Raw genomic sequence first — 18224 nt, 5'->3', positions numbered from 1 at the left:
ACAACATAGTCGTCTGGGTTCGCTGGCAACCTTGGTTCCCTACTACCTCTGAACGAGAGTCGGACATGAACATCCTGATCGGTGACGACCACCTGCTGTTCCGCGAAGGCCTTTGCCGGCTGCTGACCCAACTCAGCGCTGATGCCACCTTTACCGAGGCGGGCACGTTCAACGAGGCACTGGAGTTCGCGCAGGGCGAGCAGGAATTCGATCTGATCCTTCTGGACCTGCAAATGCCCAACTGGCCGGGCTTCTCCGGCATCCAGGAAATCTGCGAAATCCAGGCCGGCACGCCGGTGGTGATCGTCTCCGCCTCCGAAAGCCAGGCGGATGTGCGCGCGGCGCTGGACGCCGGCGCGTCCGGTTACATCCCCAAGTCCTCCAGCGTGAAGATCATGCTGAGCGCCCTGAACCTGGTGTTCTCCGGCGGCATCTACGTGCCCCCGGCCGCCATCCACGGTGAGAGCACGGCCCCGGCCGGCGGCGGTGGCGGCGCGTCCAGTGGCGGCGGTGGTGGCGGCAACAGCCCCTCCCTGACCCAGCGCCAGCGGGACGTTCTGCGCTGCCTGCGCGAGGGCAAGTCCAACAAGCAGATCGCTTATGAACTGGGCCTGTCGGAAGGCACCGTGAAGATCCACGTGACCGCCGTCATGCGCTCCCTGGGCGTGCGCAACCGCACCCAGGCGGTTATTGCGTCGGCCGACATTCTGCCCTAAAGGCAGGGTATCGCTTTCCGACCTTTCAGAAGTACCGACATGACCGGTCATCCGGATGGAACCAACGCCCCGGCGAGCGCAGCTCCCGGGGCGCCGTCTTTTGACGGCGGCGAGTCGCCCGCTCCCGGCGCCGCCTACCTCGCCGCCGACGGCTTCCTTGAGCCCTTGCTGGAGGAACTGGCCGATTCGACGGCCACGGTGCATGGCCGCCTGGTGATCACCCAGGCGCCGCCGCGGCCGGCCGCCTGGTCCATCAACACCTGGCTGCAGCCCCGCCGCATCGCCATCGCGTCCATCAAGGACGGCGCCCGCAGCCTGCGGGCCATCCAGCGCAATTGGGCGGTGTATGAGCATGGCCACCATCGCCGAGCCAAGCTGATCCAGGAACAGCTGCCGCACGTCTCGGCCAAGCCGCTGGTCTTCCCCGCCCCCGCGCCCACCGCCCCGCTGGGCGCCTGGACGCTGCTGGATGAGGGCACCATCCTGGCCAGCCCGGTGTGCAGCAGCGCCTTCGCCAACGGCGAGGTGGCGTTCGTGGAGGACAAGGCGACGCCGCCCAACCGCGCCTACCTCAAGCTGTGGGAAGCGCTGACGCTGGCCGGCCGCATGCCGGGCCCGGGCGACCGCTGCCTGGATTTGGGCGCCTGCCCCGGCGGCTGGACCTGGGTGCTGCAGTCGCTGGGCGCGGACGTCACCGCCATCGACAAGGCGCCGCTGGATCCGCGCATCGCCAGCCTGCCCCGCGTCACCGTGCGGCGAGAGAGCGCCTTTGGTCTGGATCCGGTCACGATAGGGCCGGTCGACTGGCTGTGCAGCGATGTCATTTGCTATCCGGAACGATTGCTGCGCCTGGTCCATCAGTGGAAGGACGGGGGCCACGCCCGCAATTTCATCTGCACCCTGAAGTTCCAGGGCGAGACGGATCACGCCAGCGCCCGCGCCTTCGCCGCCATTCCCGGTTCGCGCCTGCTGCATCTGTCGCATAACAAGCATGAGTTGACCTGGATTTATTTGGCGCCCGAAACATCAGCGGTTTAGCCGTTTCCGCTGTGACGCAGACCCTTGCGCCGGGGGCCGGTCTGAGCGCAAAACGATAGCGGGGCGGTCCTGGTCGTATGGGGGATCGGTCTTAAACTGGATCACACCAGAGGCTGGTTTCGCCAGGCCCCGCTGCCGTTCCGCGTCCTCGATGACCATCGGGGCGCCTTGCGATGGGTGACGAATGCGCCGGGTGTTTTCTTGGATCGCGTGGCCGGGGCTGTTGGCCCTGTGCATTGCCGGTTATGCCTATGGGAACGCGCTGGGCCATCCCATCCTGACCTACAACATCACCTATTTCGGCATGGCCGCCGCCCTGCTGCTGCTTGAACGCCTGATGCCCTATGAGGCGGCATGGGCCAAGAGCGATGGCCAGATGCGTCAGGACATCAGCCACACCGCCCTGAACAAGGGTATCGGTCAGTTCCTGGCCAGCCTCGCCGCCGTGATTGGCGCCAATGAGGTGGCGCCGGCCGCCGCCGGGGGACTCTGGCCCGCCCACTGGCCCATGGCCGCCCAGGTGGTTCTGGGCCTGGTGGTGGCGGAGTTCGGCCTCTATTGGGCGCATCGCCTCTGCCATGAGGTGTCGTGGCTGTGGCCCTATCATGCCGTGCACCACAGCGTCACCCGCCTGTGGGTGGTGAACACCGGCCGGTTCCATTTCGTGGACAGCCTGCTCAGCAGCGGGTTCGCCCTGGCGCTGGGCATGCTGGTGGGCGCGCCCAAGGAGGTCATCGTCTGGGTGCTGGTCATCACCACCTATATCGGCTTCCTCACCCACTGCAACGTGGACATGGATTGCCGCGGCCTGAACTGGCTGTTCAACACGCCAGACCTGCACCGCTGGCACCACAGCCGCATCCCGGCCGAGGGCAACACCAACTATGGTGAAAACCTGCTGCTGTGGGACGTGATCTTCCGCACCCGCTACCTGCCGTCGGACCGCCGCCCGCCGGTTGATATCGGCACCGCCGACGCCGTGCCGCTGACCTTCCTGGGCCAGCTGGCCTTCCCCTTCCGCCGCCCTAGGGCCGCCCCCATCCTGGAGGCGCCGGTGGTGATGGAAGCGCGGGCGGAGGCGGGTGGAGACTGAACAGTCTGATGCGCGCTTAGGCTGCCGCCCGCCACCTGAAGGATGCTAAAGAGCCTGTCCGGCGACCCAGCCTGAGGACCAGGCCCACTGGAAATTATAGCCGCCCAGCCAGCCGGTGACGTCCACAGCCTCGCCCACGAAGTGCAGGCCGGGTACGGCCTTGGCCTCCAGCGTCTTGGACGACAGGTCGTTGGTGTCGACGCCGCCCACCGTCACCTCCGCCGTGCGATAGCCCTCGGTACCGGCCGGCACCACGGTCCAGCGCCGCAGCTGCTCCCCCACCGCCGCCAGGGCCTTGTCCGACAGGTCGCGCAAGGGGCGGCTCTCCACCTCTCCCCCGCTGGCGCCGCCCTCCCCGCACAGCCGCTCGGCGAAGCGGCGGGGCAGGACGTCGCCCAGGATGGTCTTCAGCTCCGCATTGGGACGGGCCCGCTTGGTCGCCTTCAGATGCTCGGCCAAATCCAGGTCGGGCGTGAGGTCGACGGTGACGGGCTGCCCCGGCTGCCAATAGCTGGACGCCTGCAGGATGCTGGGGCCGGACAGGCCGCGATGGGTGATCAGCAAGGCTTCGCGGAACGCCGATTTGCCGGCTTTGACGACAGCATCCAGCGCCACGCCGGACAGGCCCTGGGTCCGCGCCAGATCCTGGGGGGTGAAGGTGAAGGGCACCAGGCCGGGGCGCGGGGTCACGACGTTCAGGCCGAATTGCTTTGCCAGGCGATAGGCGAAATCGGTGGCGCCCATCTTGGGAATGGACAGGCCGCCCGTGGCCACCACCAGCTTGGGCGCTGTCATCCGCCCCCGCGCCGTGTCCAGAACGAAGCCGCCTTCCGTGCCCTGGACATCCCGCACCGCGCAGTCCAGCCGCAGGTCCACGCCGGCGTCCGCCGCCTCGGTCAGCAGCATGCCCAGGATGTCCCGGGCGGAGTTGTCGCAGAACAGCTGGCCCAGCTTCTTCTCATGCCAGGCGATGCCGTGGCGCTCCACCAGGTCCAGGAAGTCGCGCGGCGTGTAGCGGCGCAGCGCCGAGATGCAGAAGTGTGGATTGGCCGACAGGTAACGCGCCGGCTGCGCATCCACGTTGGTGAAGTTGCAGCGTCCGCCGCCGGAGATCAGGATCTTGGCGCCAGCCTCGGGGGCGTGGTCGACCACCACCACCCGGCGGCCGCGCTTGCCGGCGGCGATGGCGGTGAACAGGCCGGCGGCGCCGGCGCCGATGACGATGACGTCGGGGTTGCTGGAAACGGTCATGCGGGTTTCTTAATCGATGTCGACGGAACCGCGCAGGCGCTTCACGCCGCTGCGGGTGGCCTTGGCGTCCAGCCGCCGCTTCTGTGAGCCCAGGGTGGGCCGGGTGGCGCGGCGCACAGCCTGGCGCACCGTGGCCTCGCGTATCAGCTCGAACAGCCGCTCGCGCGCGTCCTCACGGTTGCGCTCCTGGGTGCGGTGGCGCTGGGCGGTGATGACGATGACGCCGTCCCCCGTCCACCGGCGGCCGGCCAGGGTCTTCAGCTTGTCCTTCACCCATTGCGGCAGATTGGGCGAGGCGGCCGCGTCGAAGCGCAACTGCACCGCCGTTTCCACCTTGTTCACGTTTTGCCCGCCGGGGCCGCCGGCCCGCAGAAAGCTTTCCTGCAACTCCGTCTCGGCCAGGCGTATCCCCGGCGCGACCAGCACGGTCGGGCCCTGGAATCGCGGCGGGGAGGACGGTGGCAACATGGAACGGAACGAAAGCAAGGGAATGAAGGCTCGCGATCCTAAACGGCCCTGCCCCGCTTGTCTAACGGCGGCCCCGTATGGCTGAGGCGCCGTATTGCCACCGTCACGTGCCGTCAGGGGCCGTCGTCAGGGAATGGGGGCGTCCACGTCCCACATGGCCACGGGCCATTCTTCCGCCTGGCGGCGACGCAGCGGGCCGGGGGTGGCAAGCGCGCGCAGGGCGTCGAAATCCTTGAGCACGGCCGTCGTACCCTCCAGCGCCACGCCGTGGCGGCGCAGGTCGGTGAAGGTCCAGGCCACATCCTCCGGCGTGGCGGCCAGGGCGGCGGCGACGGCCCCCATGTCCAAATCCAGCCGGCCGCCGGCGCGGCGGTCGTTGTGTTCCTTCAGCAAATGAGCAGCGAGGCGCTGGGGCAGCGACAGGTCCTGCAAGGCGGCCACGGTTTCCACCAGAACCCGTTCCCGTGCCGCCTGCCCCGCCATCAGCGACAGGGCCAGGTCAGCCCCATCACCCAGGCGCGCGCGCAACGCCGCCAGCGGCAGGACCAGCAGGCGGACCGCACCCGCCGCACGCAGGGTGACGGGGGCGGCCGCACCGGTCAGGGCCTCCGCCAGCAGGAAGGTGGTTTCCGGTCCCCGGCGCTGCCCGACCTCGGCATTGCCGGCGACCAGCATCATTGTGCCGGACAGCAGGACGTGGATATCGGTGAGGCGACTTCCCTGCCGGACGGCCAGGTCGCCCGTCCCCAGATCCTGGATGTGGCACGCCGCCGCCAAGGCGGACAGCATGTCGGGCGCCAGGCGGGCGAAGGCCGGCACCGACGCCAGTTCATTCACGATCCCCCGGGCCGCCGCACCACCCACGGCACTGCCCTTTGTCACGTCCACAGTCATCCACCCAACCCCATCTTGCCTGTCGGGCCCATCTTGCCTGTCGGGGGGCCGCAGGCGGGCGGCCACCTTATGCCCTACGGCAGACCCCCAACAGTCGAGCCTTTGCCTTAGGTCTTTTGGATACGCACCGTTTGGAAACGTTCCAATATCCTATCCGCCGCGACGATAACGGCGGCGTTCGCGGGCCAAGGCCGCCGACCGCGCCGCCTGCCGCCAGGCGGCGGACAATGCCGGCACCAGGATCGCCCGTATCCCTTTGGCCAAGGCCACGACAGCCCGCCAGGCAGGCAGCGCCTTCAGCCGGTTTATCCATCCGACGATCCAGCCATGCACCCGCGCGAACCAGCGGATGGTCAGCAGTTTATGCCGGCTGCGCTGGAACAGGCGTTCGACCGTCAGCAGCTTCAGCACCTCCGCCGCCACGATCAGCAGGATGCCCAGGCGCGTCTTGCCTTGGGCGATCAGGAAGGCGCCCAGCGGCTTCGCCGGTTCCAGCACCACCAGCGGCACCAGGAACAGCACCAGGGTGGTCCGTGGCCCCAGGCGATCGATGAAGCGGCCCAGTGCCTGGAAGGGCGCCCACCGCCCCATGCGGTTGGCGAATGGTCGCACCAGGGGCAGGAAACAGACGTCGACCAGCACGTACGCCAAGGCCGCGGCCACCGCCAGCGGGGTCAGCAACCGTCGCAGCCACAGGCGGGCCTGCGGGCTGGGCCGCCAGCCCAAGGCGCGGCGCACGCGGCCGTGCGGCTTCTGATCCGGCATCCGTGTATCCTTCTCTGGGCCTGGCCTTCCCTAGGCCCGGCCTTCCCTGGGCCTGAAATGGACCCATGACCCCGCGACGGTGGCCGGAGCCCACCAGATGCGCAAGGTCCACTTGGTGGCATTTTTGTAGAGCCTTCTCGCACGAATGCGCGAAACACCAAAAGGAAAAGGCGCCTTCCCCGGGGGGAAGACGCCTTTCCGTCGCCAGTCGAAACAACTGGGGCCAAACGGCTGAAGGATCAGCGCTTGGAGAACTGGAAGCTACGACGGGCCTTGGCCTTACCGTACTTCTTACGCTCGACCACGCGCGGGTCGCGGGTCAGCAGGCCGGCGACCTTCAGCGGCGGGCGCAGGGCCGGCTCGAAGTAGGTCAGGGCCTTGGAGATGCCGTGGCGCAGGGCGCCGGCCTGGCCGGACAGGCCGCCGCCGGACACGGTGCACACCACGTCGTACTGCTCAACGCGGCCGACGATCTGGAACGGCTGGTTGATCATCATGCGCAGCACGGGGCGGGCGAAGTAGACGGTGATGTCACGGCCGTTGACCGTGACCTGGCCCTTGCCCGGCTTAATCCAGACGCGGGCGACCGCGTCCTTGCGCTTGCCGGTGGCGTAGGAACGGCCCTGGGCGTCGATCTTCGGCTGAGCCGGCTCGGCGGCCTCGGTCGTCACGACGGCGGCGCCCTGCTTCAGGTCGGCCAGGCTGTTGATGGTCTGAGCCATGGATTAGGCCCCCTTGTTCTTGGGATTCAGGGCGCCGACGTCCAGCACCTCGGGGTTCTGCGCTTCGTGAGGATGCGTCGGACCCTTGTAAACGCGCAGGTTACCCATCTGGCGACGGCCCAGCGGGCCGCGGGTGATCATGCGCTCGACGGCCTTCTCGATGACCCGCTCCGGGTACTTGCCGTCCAGGATCTGGCCCAGGCTGCGCTGCTTGATGCCGCCGGCATAACCGGTGTGCCAGTAGAAGATTTCGTCGCTGCGCTTGTTGCCGGTCAGCTTCACCTTCTCCGCATTGATGACGATGACGTTGTCACCGCAATCCATGTGGGGGGTGTAGGTCGGCTTGTGCTTGCCGCGCAGGCGCATGGAGATGATGCTGGCCAGGCGGCCGAGCACGAGGCCGTCGGCGTCGATGAGAAGCCACTTCTTCTCGATCTCAGACGGCTTGAGAGACAAGGTTTTCATCCGCGCACTCACTCAAAATGAGGTCCGGGCCCAAAGGGGCCCCAGGGGCACCGCTCCTGGGACCGGCACCGAAGTGGGCGGTTTTTATGTCGGTGACGGTCGGGTGTCAACGGGAAAAAGACACCGTCCATCAAATGCTTACCACTGCGGTATCATAATACCCATAGCTCAAACCTATTGATTTTATTGACATTTTTAAGACCGTCGAAACGGCGCCGTTTCCGTTTTCCCCAATAAATCCAGGACATTGGCGGAACCATCCCAGGCGGCCCGCCCGGTGTGCCTCTCAGCCCCGCGGAATCGCATAGGTGCCCGTCGCGTGCGCTACGGGATCGTCCTCGCCCTCGGAATGGATGGTGACCTCGCCATAGGCCAGGCTGCGGCCCATGCGCACGATGCGGGCGTAGGCCAGCAGCGGCTTGGCCGGCGGCCGGCGCAGGAAGGTGATGTTCATGTTGCTGGTGACGGCCAGCACGATGTGCCCCGCCATGCTGAGCACCGCGCCATAGAGCGCCACGTCGGCCAGCGCGAACATGGTCGGGCCGGAGACGGTGCCGCCCGGCCGCAGGAAGTCCTCCGACACCGGCATGGTCAGGGTGATGGTGCCGTGCCCCATCTCCTTCGTCCGGATGCCGGCGCGATGGGCCTGGGGCAATCCCTTTTCCAGCAAGCGGTCGAAATCCACCGGCGTGAAGACGGGCGCCTTGCCCATGGCCGCCAGCCTGTCGTCCGCCTTGGCGTCGGGCGCCAACGCATCGGGGCCCGTGTCCATGTCGTCCGTCATTCCAAAACCCCTCCCCTCATCCCATTTATGGTGTCCGGTATACCCGTCCCCAGGCGCCCTGCACACCCTGCCGTGGCTGCCTATCGTACAAGGATCCCGTGAGCCATGAGCGAGAAGATCACCGATGACATCCTGCGCGACGTCTTCCTGAAAACGAAGACGGTGGCCATCGTCGGCATATCGCCCGACCCGGCCAAGCCCTCGCACTATGTGCCGGCCTTCATGCAGCGGGAATACGGCTACAAGATCATCCCGGTGCACCCGGCCCATGTCGGCACCACCATCCTGGGGGAACCGGTGGTGGCCACCCTGGCCGACCTGCCCAACGGCGTGGACTTCGTGGAGATCTTCCGCGCCGCCCCGGCCATAGCCCCCTTCGTGGTGGAGGCGGCGCAGCGCGGCATTCCCTATATCTGGATGCCGCTGGGGGTGAGCCATGAGGAATCGGCCGCCCAGGCGCGGGCATTGGGCGCCACGGTCATCCAGGACCGCTGCCCCAAGATCGACCTGCCCCGCCTGTTCCCCGGTGGTCTGCCCAACAGGGAACAGGCGCGCGATTGACCCTAGTCGTGGGTGGCGTCGGGTGCCGCCGAGGCGGCGATCCACTCCAGGAAGCCCGGATTGCCCGACACCACCGGCAGGGCGACGATGCAAGGCGTGTCGTAGCTGTGCAGCGCCTTGACCCGCTTGGTCAGCGCCTCGAACCGGTCGGCGCGGGTCTTGGCGATGAAGGCCACCTCCGCCGCCGTTTCCACCCCATCCTTCCAGCGATAGATGGACTGGCTGGCGCCTAGGATGTTGACGCAGGCGGCCAACCGCTCCTCCACCAGCGCCCGGCCGATGGTCTCCGCCTCCTCCCGCGAGGCCGCCGTCATATAGACCAGGAACGCCGCCATCACCCACCTCTCGGTTCGAAGATATTCCGCCCGGATGCCGCCGCCAGCCGTCCGGTGCCGCAAGCACCTGGCGCAGGGGGCCGTTTGACGCCCGGTCCCGTCAGCGTAAGATACCGGCGGGCCCCGCGCCATGCCCAAAGGGCGTGGCGGTTCCGAATGGGCCGATTGACGGGGAGACTGGGCATGGCGCGCGGCAAGGCAGCTGTTCCTGAAACACCCATGCACGAGGCCCCGCCCCCACTTCTTCCCACGCCCGTGCAGAAACGCTGGCTGCGGCGCGGCCTGGACCAGGCCGGCGGCAAGCTGCCCCTGTTCTGGGCGGATGGCAGCAAGGTCACCGCCGCCACGGTGAAATCTTGCCTGGAGGCCGGCTGGGCCACCCCGTGGTTCAGCAACCCGCTGAAGCCCGATTGGCTGGTCTGCCGCCTGACGGATGCCGGCCGCGCCGTGTGCGGCCGGGCCCCGGCGCGCAGGAAGGCGGACGGGAGGGTGGTCACAGGGGAAACAAGTGCCTGAAATGGAAACGGCGCCTGGTCCTTCACGGGACCGGCGCCGTCTTCATGGTTTCGAGAGATGGTCGGAGCGACAGGATTCGAACCTGCGACCCCCAGACCCCCAGTCTGATGCGCTACCAGGCTGCGCTACGCTCCGACCTCTCGAGTGAACCGCGGTAGGCTGCGGTTCGGGCGCGGACTATAGCCACGAGATTCACCAGATGCAACGGCGTTGGACGCCTAAACGTCAAAAAAATGAATTTTCTTATTTTCTATTTTTATATCAACGAGTTACCGACCCGTTTTGGCGCGATCCAAAAGCATTGGACCACCAAAGCGGGCTCGGGAGGCTTATCGGATCACCTTTCCCGGGCGGCTTGACGACGCTGTTCGTTACCCCGCTCGCGCCAGGCACCGGACGACGGGCAGGAACAGCCGCGCGGGCGACACCGCCAAGACGGGATTAATACGGGGGCGCATATAGCGGTGGGGGAGCGCTGCTTACACCACGCGGCGCAGCAGGTCGCGAATCTCTTCCAGGTCCGCCAGCACCTGGCCCAGCGCCTCACGCTTCGGGGCTGACAGGCCCTTCTCCACCTTTTCCGTGGGGGCCCGGCGCAGCTCATGGGCGCGGGGGGCCGCAGGCTCCGGCGCGGATGGCGGCGTGCGCGACCATTCGGGATCCGCCTCGGGATCGTGGTCGAACAGACCGATGATGCGCAGCTTCTCCTCCGGCTGCGCACGGGGCGCGGGCGGCGGGGATGGCGGTGCCGGTTCGACCCAGCTCTCATCCGCAGCCTCGGCGGCCTCTTCAGCGCCGCCGGCGGACTCGCTGATGGGGGCATTAGGGGGCAACGTGCGACCACCGCCGGTGCGCAGCAGACGCTGCACGCCCTTGATGGTGTACCCTTCCTTATAGAGCAGCACCTGGATTCGGCGCAGCAGCTCCACATCGTCCGGGCGGTAATAGCGCCGGCCGCCGCCGCGCTTCAGGGGGCGGATGTGGGGGAACTTGGTTTCCCAGAAGCGCAGCACATGCTGCGGTACGTCCAACTCCGCCGACACCTCGCTGATGGTGCGGAAGGCGGTGGGCGACTTGGTCCCCGCGCGGCCGCGATCAGCCACCGGCATCTCGTTTCCCGCCTCATCCGGACCCATCTCATCCGGGAGGTCGGATTCGATGTCCGTGTCCGCCACCACCCCATCGGCCGCGTCCGTCATGTCGGGCGCGACGAGGTCGTCCCCGGTTTCGACACCATCAGCCGACATGTCTTCAGCCGGTATCCGGGGCTCAGGCGCGGGCATGCCGGACATGACTTAGTGCTCGTTGGCCGACAGGACTTCGTTGATGCGGTTCTTCAGCACGTGGCTGGCGCGGAACACCAGGACGCGGCGGGGCAGGATCGGCACCTCTTCACCCGTCTTGGGGTTGCGGCCGATGCGCTCGCCCTTGGACCGCACGGAGAAGCTCCCGAAGGAGGAAATCTTGACCATTTCCCCCCGCCCCAAGGCGGAAGCGATCTCATCCAGCACGCTTTCCACCAAATCGGCGGACTCATTCCGCGACAGCCCTACCTCTTGGTAGACGGCCTCGCTCAACTGAGCGCGCGTGACGGTGTGATCTCCCATGGGTGCCCTCCCTCAACCAGTGGCCCCTTCGCCAACTGCGGGAACGGTAATGCCAGGCGGGAAAGCCGTCAATTCCAAAGGTTTGCCAAAGTTTTGTCAGATTCGGCTAGACCATCCGTCAGGGCGAAACGGCTGTTGCAGAGCACCCAAGAATGGTGCGCCGCGAAAGCGGAAGGGCTGTCACCGCAATGGCAAAGGGGCGCCCCGGCGGGACGCCCCTTGAATACATCGGTAATCGGATTTGCCGGCCGGCGTGAGTCCGCGGATGAGTGGCCCGGCCTAGAAGCGAACCAGCGCGGCGCCCCAGGTGAAACCGCCGCCCATGGCCTCCAGCAGGACAAGCTCGCCCCGCTGGATGCGACCATCGGCCACGGCCTCGCACAGAGCCAAGGGAATGGACGCGGCCGAGGTGTTGCCGTGGTGGTCCACGGTCATCACCACCTGGGCGGGATCCATCTTCAGCTTGCGGCCGGTGTTCTCGATGATGCGGCGGTTGGCCTGGTGGGGCACCAGCCAGTTCAGGTCGGCGGGTGTCAGGCCGTTGGCCTCCAGCGCCTCACCCACCACCTCGGCCAGGTTGACCACGGCGTGCTTGAACACCTCCTGCCCCGCCATGCGCACATGGCCCACGGTCTGGGTGGAGGACGGACCGCCGTCGACATACAGCAGGTCGTGATGGCGGCCATCGGAATGCAGGTGGGTGGACAGGATGCCGCGGTCGGCGGCCGTGCCCTCGCCTTCCTCGGCGCGCAGCACCACGGCGCCGGCGCCGTCGCCGAACAGCACGCAGGTGGCGCGGTCGTTCCAGTCCAGGATGCGGGAGAAGGTCTCGGCGCCGATCACCAGCACCGTGCGCGCCTGGCCGGCCTTGATGAAGTTGTCGGCCACCGACAGGGCGTAGATGAAGCCGGAGCAGACGGCCTGCACGTCGAAGGCGGCGCCCCGGGTCATGCCCAAGGCCGCCTGCACCTTGGCGGCGGTGGCGGGGAAGGTCTGGTCGGGGGTGGCGGTGGCCAGGACGATCAGGTCCAGCTCATCCACCGCGACGTTGCCATGGGCCAAGGCGGCCTTGGCGGCGGCCAGCGCCAGGTCGGAGGTCATCTCGCCCTCGGCGGCGATGTGGCGGCTGCGGATGCCGGTGCGCTGGGTGATCCACTCGTCCGAGGTGTCGACCATCTTGGCGAGGTCGTCGTTGGTCAAGACGCGGGCGGGCAGGTAAGAGCCGCAGCCCACGATCACGGAGCGCATTACCATCGTTCAACCAGCCGTCAGGGGATAAGCCGTCACTGGGCAACGGCCTGGGGGTCGGAACCGGAAGCGGCGGCGGACGCCGCCTGCAGGCTTTCCTGCAGCAAGGCCAGTTCCTTGCGGATTTTCTCGTTGAAGCCGTGCTGGACCAGGTCCACCGCCACGCAGATGGCGTTGGCGAAGCCCAGCCCGTCGGTGCCGCCGTGGCTTTTCACGCACACGCCTTGCAGACCCAGGAACATCGCGCCGTTGTACCGGCGGGGATCCATGCGCTGGCGCAGCTTGTTGAAGGCGGTGCGGGCCAGCAGATAGCCCAGCTTGGCCAGCAGGGAGGATTGGAAGGTACGGCGCAGGAATTCGCCGAACAGCTTGCCGGTGCCCTCGGCCGTCTTCAGGGCGACGTTGCCGGTGAACCCATCGGTCACGACCACGTCCACCGTGCCGGCGGCGATGTCGGTGCCTTCCACGAAGCCGTGGAAGTTGCGGGCCAGCGGCGTGGCGCGCAGGGCGGAGGCGGCGGTGCGAATGGCCTCATGGCCCTTCTGCTCCTCCGATCCCACATTAAGCAGGCCGATGGTGGGTTCCAGCAGGCCCAGCACCGTCTGGGCGAACACGGTGCCCAGCACCGCGAACTGCACCAGGTTGTCGGCGTCGCATTCCAGGTTGGCGCCCAGATCCAGCATCACGCAGTCGCCCCGCATGGTGGGCAGCATGGACGCGATGGCCGGCCGGTCGATCCCCGGCAGAGTCTTCAGCACGAACTTGGCCATGGCCATCAGCGCGCCGGTGTTGCCGGCGGAAACGACGCTGGCCGCCTCCCCCGACGCCACGGCGTCGATCGCCAGGCGCATGCTGGAGCCGCGCCCAGAACGAAGGGCCACGGACGGTTTCGCGTCCATGGCCACAACGTCAGCTGTATGGCGAACCTGGGAGATCGCCTTCAGTGCCGGCCGGGCGTCAAGCAGCGCGTTGATGCGCTGCTCGTCACCAACGAACAGGAAGTCGACATTCGGGCAGCGTTCGCGCGCGATATCCGCGCCGTCCACCACCATGTCCGGGGCATGATCGCCGCCCATCGCATCCAGGGCGATTCGCAGGCGTGTGCTCACCGGACGGCGACCTCCTCAAGCACCGTGCGAACCGGATCAGGCGGCAGCGGTAGCAGTATCGACGACGACCTCACGGCCGTCGTAGTGGCCGCAGGAGCCACAGACGTGATGCGGGCGGGTCAGCTCACCGCAGTTGCTGCACTCGTGGTGCGCACCGGCGCTGATGGCGTGGTGCGAACGGCGCATGTTGCGGCGAGACTGGGAGGTCTTTTTCTTAGGAACGGCCATGATCGTCTACTCTCTACTCGATTAAGACGACCACTCATGTGCCGTCTTGCTAACCATCGTCAGGCCCCATGCTTTAGCGAAACCGTCATCCTTTTCCCACCCCCAATTTACTGGGGACGGGCTTGCGGAAAACGATATGGGGTCAAACGACAACGAACCCGGCCCAACCCTGGACCGGATCAAACAGGGCGCTTTAAGTACTCGAAATCCCCGGCAAGGGCAAGCGCCAAAGACCAAATTAAGTCTTGGGCCGCAGCTTCGCAAGGGCGGCAAAGGGATTCGGCTTCTCCTCACCGGCGTCCCGGGCCGGAGCCGCCGCGTCGTCGGCTGGCGACTCCACTTCATCCGCACCTTCCATATCCGGGGGCGGTTCATTGGGCGCGTCGGGGAATTCGCCCTCGCCTTCCCAATCCTCCACATGCACGAAGCGCTCGGCATCCGCCTTGCGGGGATAGGGGTCGAGGGCCAGCGACAGGTGCTGGGCGACCAGCTCGCCGATGTCGATGCGGCCGTTCTCGATGGGCTCGGGCGGGTCGGCCTCATCGTCCAGGCCCAAGTTATCCAGCTCGTCCTCGTCCTTGGGCACCAGATGGGCCGGGGCGAACAGGGCCTGGAAGGTGTCGCGCACATGGGCCGGCAGCGGCTCAAGCGTCACCACGCAGCTCTGCACCACCTCGGCCTCCAACTCGCCGGTGACACGCACCATCTGGCCGCCCCGGATACGGCGCAGGCGCACCAGAGCCGTCAGGCTGTCCAGCGTCACGAGATCCAGGCGCTTGGCCAGCGCGGCGCGCTCCGCCGGGGTGGCCGTGATCTTCTCCACGCTCTCGCGGGCGGACACCTTGTCGGCGATAACGGGTCGGGAAAATTCAGGGGCCATGTCGGCCATGACGCGCAACTCCACACTCTTAAGAAGTCAAAACACGGGCGCGGGGGCGAAGGTGGGCCCGCGCGCCAGCAGGTCGGCCGCCGGCAGGGCGCCCAACCGGTCGGCACAGGTTCGGACATATGCCGCCACGGCCGCCACCTCCGGCCCGTCCGGCAGGGTGGAGCCGAAGAGGTTGCGGTCCAGCGCCGCTTCCAGCTTCCCCGCCCCGCCCTTCAAGCCCGATTCGTAGGCGTCGGCCCGGCCATAGAAGTGCGTGCCCAGATCCTTGACCTTCTTGCCCACCACCATCTCGCTGGCGCCCAGCTCCCGCAGGCTGAAGTCCAGGTCGGTGAACATATGATCGAACAGGGCCTGGTTGAGGGCCGCCAGATCCGGCCCCTCGGCCGCCAGCCGGCGCATCACCAGCCAAGCGTGCAAGGCCACCACCTCGAACCGGCCCTCCACCGTGTCGGGCACCCCCCGGGCGTGGCCCGCCGCCGCCGTATAGAATTCCGGCCGGCGCGCCTGGTCGACGATGCCGGCATAGAGACGCAACACGGCCGCCTGGTGGCGGTTGCGGCTGAACAGGGACTTCAGCAAGGCGATCACGGCGCGGAACCCGGCTTTCGTTGACAGGACAAAGCGGCTGGTGCGATTGTCACCGGCCAGATGGGGGGTGGTCGTCCACCGGTCAAGCGTGACGAGGGACGTCACGCCGGACGGGGATGGCCTGGAACCCGGGCCGGTTGGTCCTCAATCTCCGGATTATCGCATCCCCCGCGACGGACGGGCGGTGCCTCAATCGTGGAACGGGGCCGACCCGCGATCAACGTTCTTGGGATTAACGTCTTAGACCATGCCGAACAAGACCCTTAAGTTGCTGTCTCCCGCCGGCCTGATTGGCGTGGGCCTGCTCGGGATCGGGCTGACGGCCTGCACCCCCACGGTGAACAACCGCGGCAATCTGGTGGAAGACCGCCGCTTGGCCGACGTCCATCCGGGGACCAGCACCAAGGAAGATGTGCAGAAGGCGCTGGGGTCGCCCAGCACCACCAGCACGCTGGACGCCAACGTCTGGTACTACATCGGCGCCATCACCGAGAACGAAGCCTTCTTCGATCCCGATGTCGTGCAGCAGCGGGTGTTGCAGGTCAGCTTCAACGACCAGGGTGTGGTCAGCACCGTCGGTGACGTCGACCTGGCCCAGCAGCAGGACATCAGCCCCGAGGACCGCGAGACCCCGACGGCCGGCCACGAGGTCACCTTCCTGGAGCAGTTGATGGGCAACCTCAACCGCGAGAAGAAGAAGGATGACAAGAAGAAGAAGGGTGGCGGCTAAAGCGCCCCCCGATATGGAATAAGGAAAACCCCGGAGCGTTCGCCCCGGGGTTTTTGTTTGGGACTCGAATGGTGCGCGTCAGCCGTGGGCCAGGATGGCCAGCAGCAGCAGCGCCACGATGTTGGTGATCTTGATCATGGGGTTCACGGCGGGGCCGGCCGTGTCCTTGTAGGGGTCGCCCACGGTGTCGCCGGTCACCGCCGCCTTGTGCGCGTCCGAGCCCTTGCCGCCATGGTGGCCCTCCTCGATGTACTTCTTGGCGTTGTCCCAGGCACCGCCGCCCGACGTCATGGAAATGGCGACGAACAGCCCGGTGACGATGACGCCCAGCAGCATGGCGCCCACCGCCGAGAACGCCGCCCCTTTGCCGGCGATGGCGTTGATGATGAAGTACAGCACCACCGGCGCCAGCACCGGCAGCAGCGAGGGGATGATCATCTCCTTGATGGCGGCGCGGGTCAGCAGGTCCACCGCCTGGCCGTAATCGGGCTTGGACGTGCCGGCCATGATGCCGGTGTTCTCGCGGAACTGGCGCCGCACCTCCTCCACCACCGAGCCGGCGGCGCGGCCCACCGCCGTCATGCCCATGGCGCCGAACAGGAAGGGCAGCAGCCCGCCCAGAATCAGGCCCACGACGACGAAGGGGTTGTCCAATCCGAAGTCCAGCTTCCCCGACAGGTCGGCGAAGTAGGGATAGTCGGTGGGATTGGCCATGAAATAATGCAGGTCTTCATTATAGGCGGCGAACAGCACCAGGGCGCCCAGGCCGGCGGAACCGATGGCGTAGCCCTTGGTCACCGCCTTGGTGGTGTTGCCCACGGCGTCCAGCGCGTCGGTGGTCACCCGCACGTCGCCGGGCAGGTCCGCCATCTCCGCGATGCCGCCGCCGTTGTCGGTGACGGGGCCATAGGCGTCCAGCGCCACGATCATGCCGGCGAGCGCCAGCATGCTGGTGACGGCAATGGCGATGCCCATCAGGCCGGCCATCAGGTGCGTCACCAGGATGGCGGCGCAGATGACGATGGCCGGCAGGGCCGTCGACTCCATGGAAATGGCTAGGCCCTGGATGACGTTGGTGCCGTGGCCGGTGGTGGAGCTCTGCGCCACCGACTTCACCGGGCGGTAGTTGGTGCCGGTGTAGTATTCGGTGATCCAGACGATCAGCGCCGTGACAATCAAGCCCACCACGGCGCAGCAGTACAGCGTCTGGCCGGTGAATTCCTTGCCGTTGACGGAGAAGGCGGTCTGCAGATGGTCGGGCAGCACCCAGTAGGTGACGGCCCAGATGCCGGCCAGCGACAGGACGCCGGTGGCGATCAGGCCTTTGTACAGCGCCCCCATGATGTTGCCGCTGGCGCCCAGCCGCACGAAGTAGGTGCCGATGATGGAGGTGATGATGCAGACGCCGCCGATGGCCAGCGGGTACAGCATCAAGGGCGCCAGCAGGTCGGTTCCGGCGAAGAAGATGGAGGCCAGCACCATGGTCGCCACCGTGGTGACAGCATAGGTCTCGAACAGGTCGGCCGCCATGCCGGCGCAGTCGCCCACGTTGTCGCCCACGTTATCGGCGATGACGGCGGGGTTGCGGGGATCATCCTCGGGGATGCCCGCCTCGACCTTGCCCACCAGGTCGGCGCCCACATCCGCCCCCTTGGTGAAGATGCCGCCGCCCAGGCGCGCGAAGATGGAGATGAGCGAGGCGCCGAAGCCCAGCGCCACCAGGGCGTCGATCAGCGGCCGCCCCGTGATCCCCAGTTGGGAAAGCAGTCCGAAATAGCCGGAGACGCCCAGGAGCGCCAGGCCCGCCACCAGCATGCCGGTGACGGCACCGGAGCGGAAGGCGATGGACAGGCCCGCCGCCAGGCCATGGCGCGACGCCTCCGCCGTACGCACATTGGCGCGGACGGAAACGTTCATGCCGATGTAGCCCGCCGCCGCCGACAGCACGGCGCCCAGGACGAAGCCCAGGGCCACGTACCATTTCAGGGTGACGTACAGCAGGATGGCGATGACGATGCCGACCACGGCGATGGTGCGGTATTGCCGGTTGAGATACGCCCCCGCCCCCTCCTGGATGGCCGCGGCGATTTCCAGCATGCGGGCGTTGCCCGGGCTGGCGGAAAGAACGGACCTGGCGGTGAAAAGACCATAGAGCACGGCCAAGGCGCCGCACCCCCACACGAAGGGAAGCACTCCTGTCATGTCGTTTCCTTTTCC

Annotated in this window: 22 protein-coding genes and 1 tRNA gene; 6 read left to right on the top strand and 17 right to left on the bottom strand. The window is 67.2% G+C overall.

The window, feature by feature from the left end; all coding sequences use genetic code 11:
* Window positions 1–65 precede the first annotated feature (65 nt).
* From Y958_RS07315 to Y958_RS07305, 3 genes are all read left to right on the top strand, one after another.
* Window positions 66–716 carry a LuxR C-terminal-related transcriptional regulator gene (locus tag Y958_RS07315; RefSeq protein ID WP_088871472.1) on the top strand — a complete coding sequence of 217 codons (651 nt, stop codon included), beginning with the start codon at window positions 66–68 and terminating at the stop codon, window positions 714–716.
* Window positions 717–755: 39 nt separating this feature from the next.
* Window positions 756–1754, top strand: coding sequence for an SAM-dependent methyltransferase (locus Y958_RS07310; RefSeq protein WP_088871471.1), 999 nt, complete (start codon window positions 756–758; stop codon window positions 1752–1754).
* Between the two features lie 184 nt (window positions 1755–1938).
* Window positions 1939–2847: a sterol desaturase family protein gene (locus Y958_RS07305; protein WP_088871470.1), complete on the top strand. Its 909-nt coding sequence runs from the start codon at window positions 1939–1941 to the stop codon at window positions 2845–2847.
* 45 nt (window positions 2848–2892) lie between these two features.
* On the opposite strand, the gene Y958_RS07300 is transcribed toward Y958_RS07305, so the two are convergent.
* From Y958_RS07300 to Y958_RS07270, 7 genes are all read right to left on the bottom strand, one after another.
* Window positions 2893–4098, bottom strand: coding sequence for a BaiN/RdsA family NAD(P)/FAD-dependent oxidoreductase (locus tag Y958_RS07300; protein ID WP_088871469.1), 1206 nt, complete (start codon window positions 4096–4098; stop codon window positions 2893–2895).
* 9 nt (window positions 4099–4107) lie between these two features.
* Window positions 4108–4524, bottom strand: coding sequence for an alternative ribosome rescue aminoacyl-tRNA hydrolase ArfB (gene arfB / locus Y958_RS07295; RefSeq protein ID WP_040849022.1), 417 nt, complete (start codon window positions 4522–4524; stop codon window positions 4108–4110).
* Between the two features lie 168 nt (window positions 4525–4692).
* Entirely contained in the window at window positions 4693–5448 is a 756-nt protein-coding gene (locus Y958_RS07290; RefSeq protein WP_145727823.1) for a Crp/Fnr family transcriptional regulator, read from the bottom strand.
* Window positions 5449–5610: 162 nt separating this feature from the next.
* On the bottom strand, window positions 5611–6225 hold the full coding sequence (locus Y958_RS07285) for a hypothetical protein (RefSeq protein WP_088871467.1): 615 nt from the start codon (window positions 6223–6225) through the stop codon (window positions 5611–5613).
* Between the two features lie 239 nt (window positions 6226–6464).
* On the bottom strand, window positions 6465–6947 hold the full coding sequence (gene rpsI / locus Y958_RS07280; protein WP_050898408.1) for a 30S ribosomal protein S9: 483 nt from the start codon (window positions 6945–6947) through the stop codon (window positions 6465–6467).
* 3 nt (window positions 6948–6950) lie between these two features.
* Window positions 6951–7412 carry a 50S ribosomal protein L13 gene (gene rplM / locus Y958_RS07275; protein WP_004273148.1) on the bottom strand — a complete coding sequence of 154 codons (462 nt, stop codon included), beginning with the start codon at window positions 7410–7412 and terminating at the stop codon, window positions 6951–6953.
* A gap of 286 nt (window positions 7413–7698) precedes the next feature.
* Window positions 7699–8196 carry a PaaI family thioesterase gene (locus tag Y958_RS07270; protein ID WP_088871466.1) on the bottom strand — a complete coding sequence of 166 codons (498 nt, stop codon included), beginning with the start codon at window positions 8194–8196 and terminating at the stop codon, window positions 7699–7701.
* Between the two features lie 105 nt (window positions 8197–8301).
* Here Y958_RS07270 and Y958_RS07265 point away from each other — a divergent pair, with 105 nt between their 5' ends.
* Window positions 8302–8757 carry a CoA-binding protein gene (locus tag Y958_RS07265; RefSeq protein WP_088871465.1) on the top strand — a complete coding sequence of 152 codons (456 nt, stop codon included), beginning with the start codon at window positions 8302–8304 and terminating at the stop codon, window positions 8755–8757.
* A 2-nt stretch (window positions 8758–8759) separates the two neighbouring features.
* Here Y958_RS07265 and cutA read toward each other — a convergent pair whose 3' ends face one another.
* Window positions 8760–9092, bottom strand: a complete 333-nt coding sequence (gene cutA, locus Y958_RS07260; protein WP_186291102.1) for a divalent-cation tolerance protein CutA — start codon at window positions 9090–9092, stop codon at window positions 8760–8762.
* A 183-nt stretch (window positions 9093–9275) separates the two neighbouring features.
* Between cutA and Y958_RS07255 the strand changes: the two genes are divergently transcribed.
* A complete protein-coding gene (locus Y958_RS07255) occupies window positions 9276–9608 on the top strand; it encodes a hypothetical protein (protein WP_425600658.1) in 333 nt (110 codons plus the stop codon).
* Between the two features lie 58 nt (window positions 9609–9666).
* On the opposite strand, the gene Y958_RS07250 is transcribed toward Y958_RS07255, so the two are convergent.
* From Y958_RS07250 to Y958_RS32760, 8 genes are all read right to left on the bottom strand, one after another.
* Window positions 9667–9743: transfer RNA gene (locus tag Y958_RS07250), tRNA-Pro, on the bottom strand.
* A gap of 344 nt (window positions 9744–10087) precedes the next feature.
* Window positions 10088–10855: a MerR family transcriptional regulator gene (locus Y958_RS07245; protein WP_244909221.1), complete on the bottom strand. Its 768-nt coding sequence runs from the start codon at window positions 10853–10855 to the stop codon at window positions 10088–10090.
* Between the two features lie 48 nt (window positions 10856–10903).
* Window positions 10904–11215, bottom strand: coding sequence for an integration host factor subunit alpha (locus Y958_RS07240; RefSeq protein WP_040847058.1), 312 nt, complete (start codon window positions 11213–11215; stop codon window positions 10904–10906).
* A gap of 279 nt (window positions 11216–11494) precedes the next feature.
* Window positions 11495–12469: a beta-ketoacyl-ACP synthase III gene (locus Y958_RS07235; RefSeq protein WP_088871463.1), complete on the bottom strand. Its 975-nt coding sequence runs from the start codon at window positions 12467–12469 to the stop codon at window positions 11495–11497.
* Window positions 12470–12498: 29 nt separating this feature from the next.
* Complete coding sequence (plsX, locus tag Y958_RS07230) at window positions 12499–13572, bottom strand: phosphate acyltransferase PlsX (RefSeq protein ID WP_088871462.1); 1074 nt, start codon at window positions 13570–13572, stop codon at window positions 12499–12501.
* Window positions 13573–13608: 36 nt separating this feature from the next.
* Window positions 13609–13800 (bottom strand): 50S ribosomal protein L32, encoded by a 192-nt coding sequence (rpmF, locus tag Y958_RS07225; RefSeq protein WP_081486680.1) that lies wholly within the window; start codon window positions 13798–13800, stop codon window positions 13609–13611.
* A 238-nt stretch (window positions 13801–14038) separates the two neighbouring features.
* Window positions 14039–14689, bottom strand: a complete 651-nt coding sequence (locus Y958_RS07220) for a YceD family protein (RefSeq protein ID WP_088872542.1) — start codon at window positions 14687–14689, stop codon at window positions 14039–14041.
* Window positions 14690–14716: 27 nt separating this feature from the next.
* Window positions 14717–15382 (bottom strand): ubiquinol-cytochrome C chaperone family protein, encoded by a 666-nt coding sequence (locus Y958_RS32760; RefSeq protein ID WP_088871461.1) that lies wholly within the window; start codon window positions 15380–15382, stop codon window positions 14717–14719.
* A gap of 142 nt (window positions 15383–15524) precedes the next feature.
* On the opposite strand from Y958_RS32760, the gene Y958_RS07210 reads away from it, so the two are divergent.
* Entirely contained in the window at window positions 15525–16007 is a 483-nt protein-coding gene (locus Y958_RS07210; RefSeq protein ID WP_040847061.1) for an outer membrane protein assembly factor BamE, read from the top strand.
* A gap of 78 nt (window positions 16008–16085) precedes the next feature.
* Here the strand turns inward: Y958_RS07210 and Y958_RS07205 are convergent, their stop codons facing one another.
* Window positions 16086–18209: a sodium-translocating pyrophosphatase gene (locus Y958_RS07205; protein ID WP_088871460.1), complete on the bottom strand. Its 2124-nt coding sequence runs from the start codon at window positions 18207–18209 to the stop codon at window positions 16086–16088.
* Window positions 18210–18224: the final 15 nt, after the last annotated feature.

Source organism: Nitrospirillum viridazoti CBAmc (assembly GCF_000730165.1).
Classification (GTDB): domain Bacteria; phylum Pseudomonadota; class Alphaproteobacteria; order Azospirillales; family Azospirillaceae; genus Nitrospirillum; species Nitrospirillum viridazoti.
The sequence above is the reverse complement of the archived record's forward strand: the minus strand, read 5'-3'. Positions and strand labels throughout refer to the sequence as shown.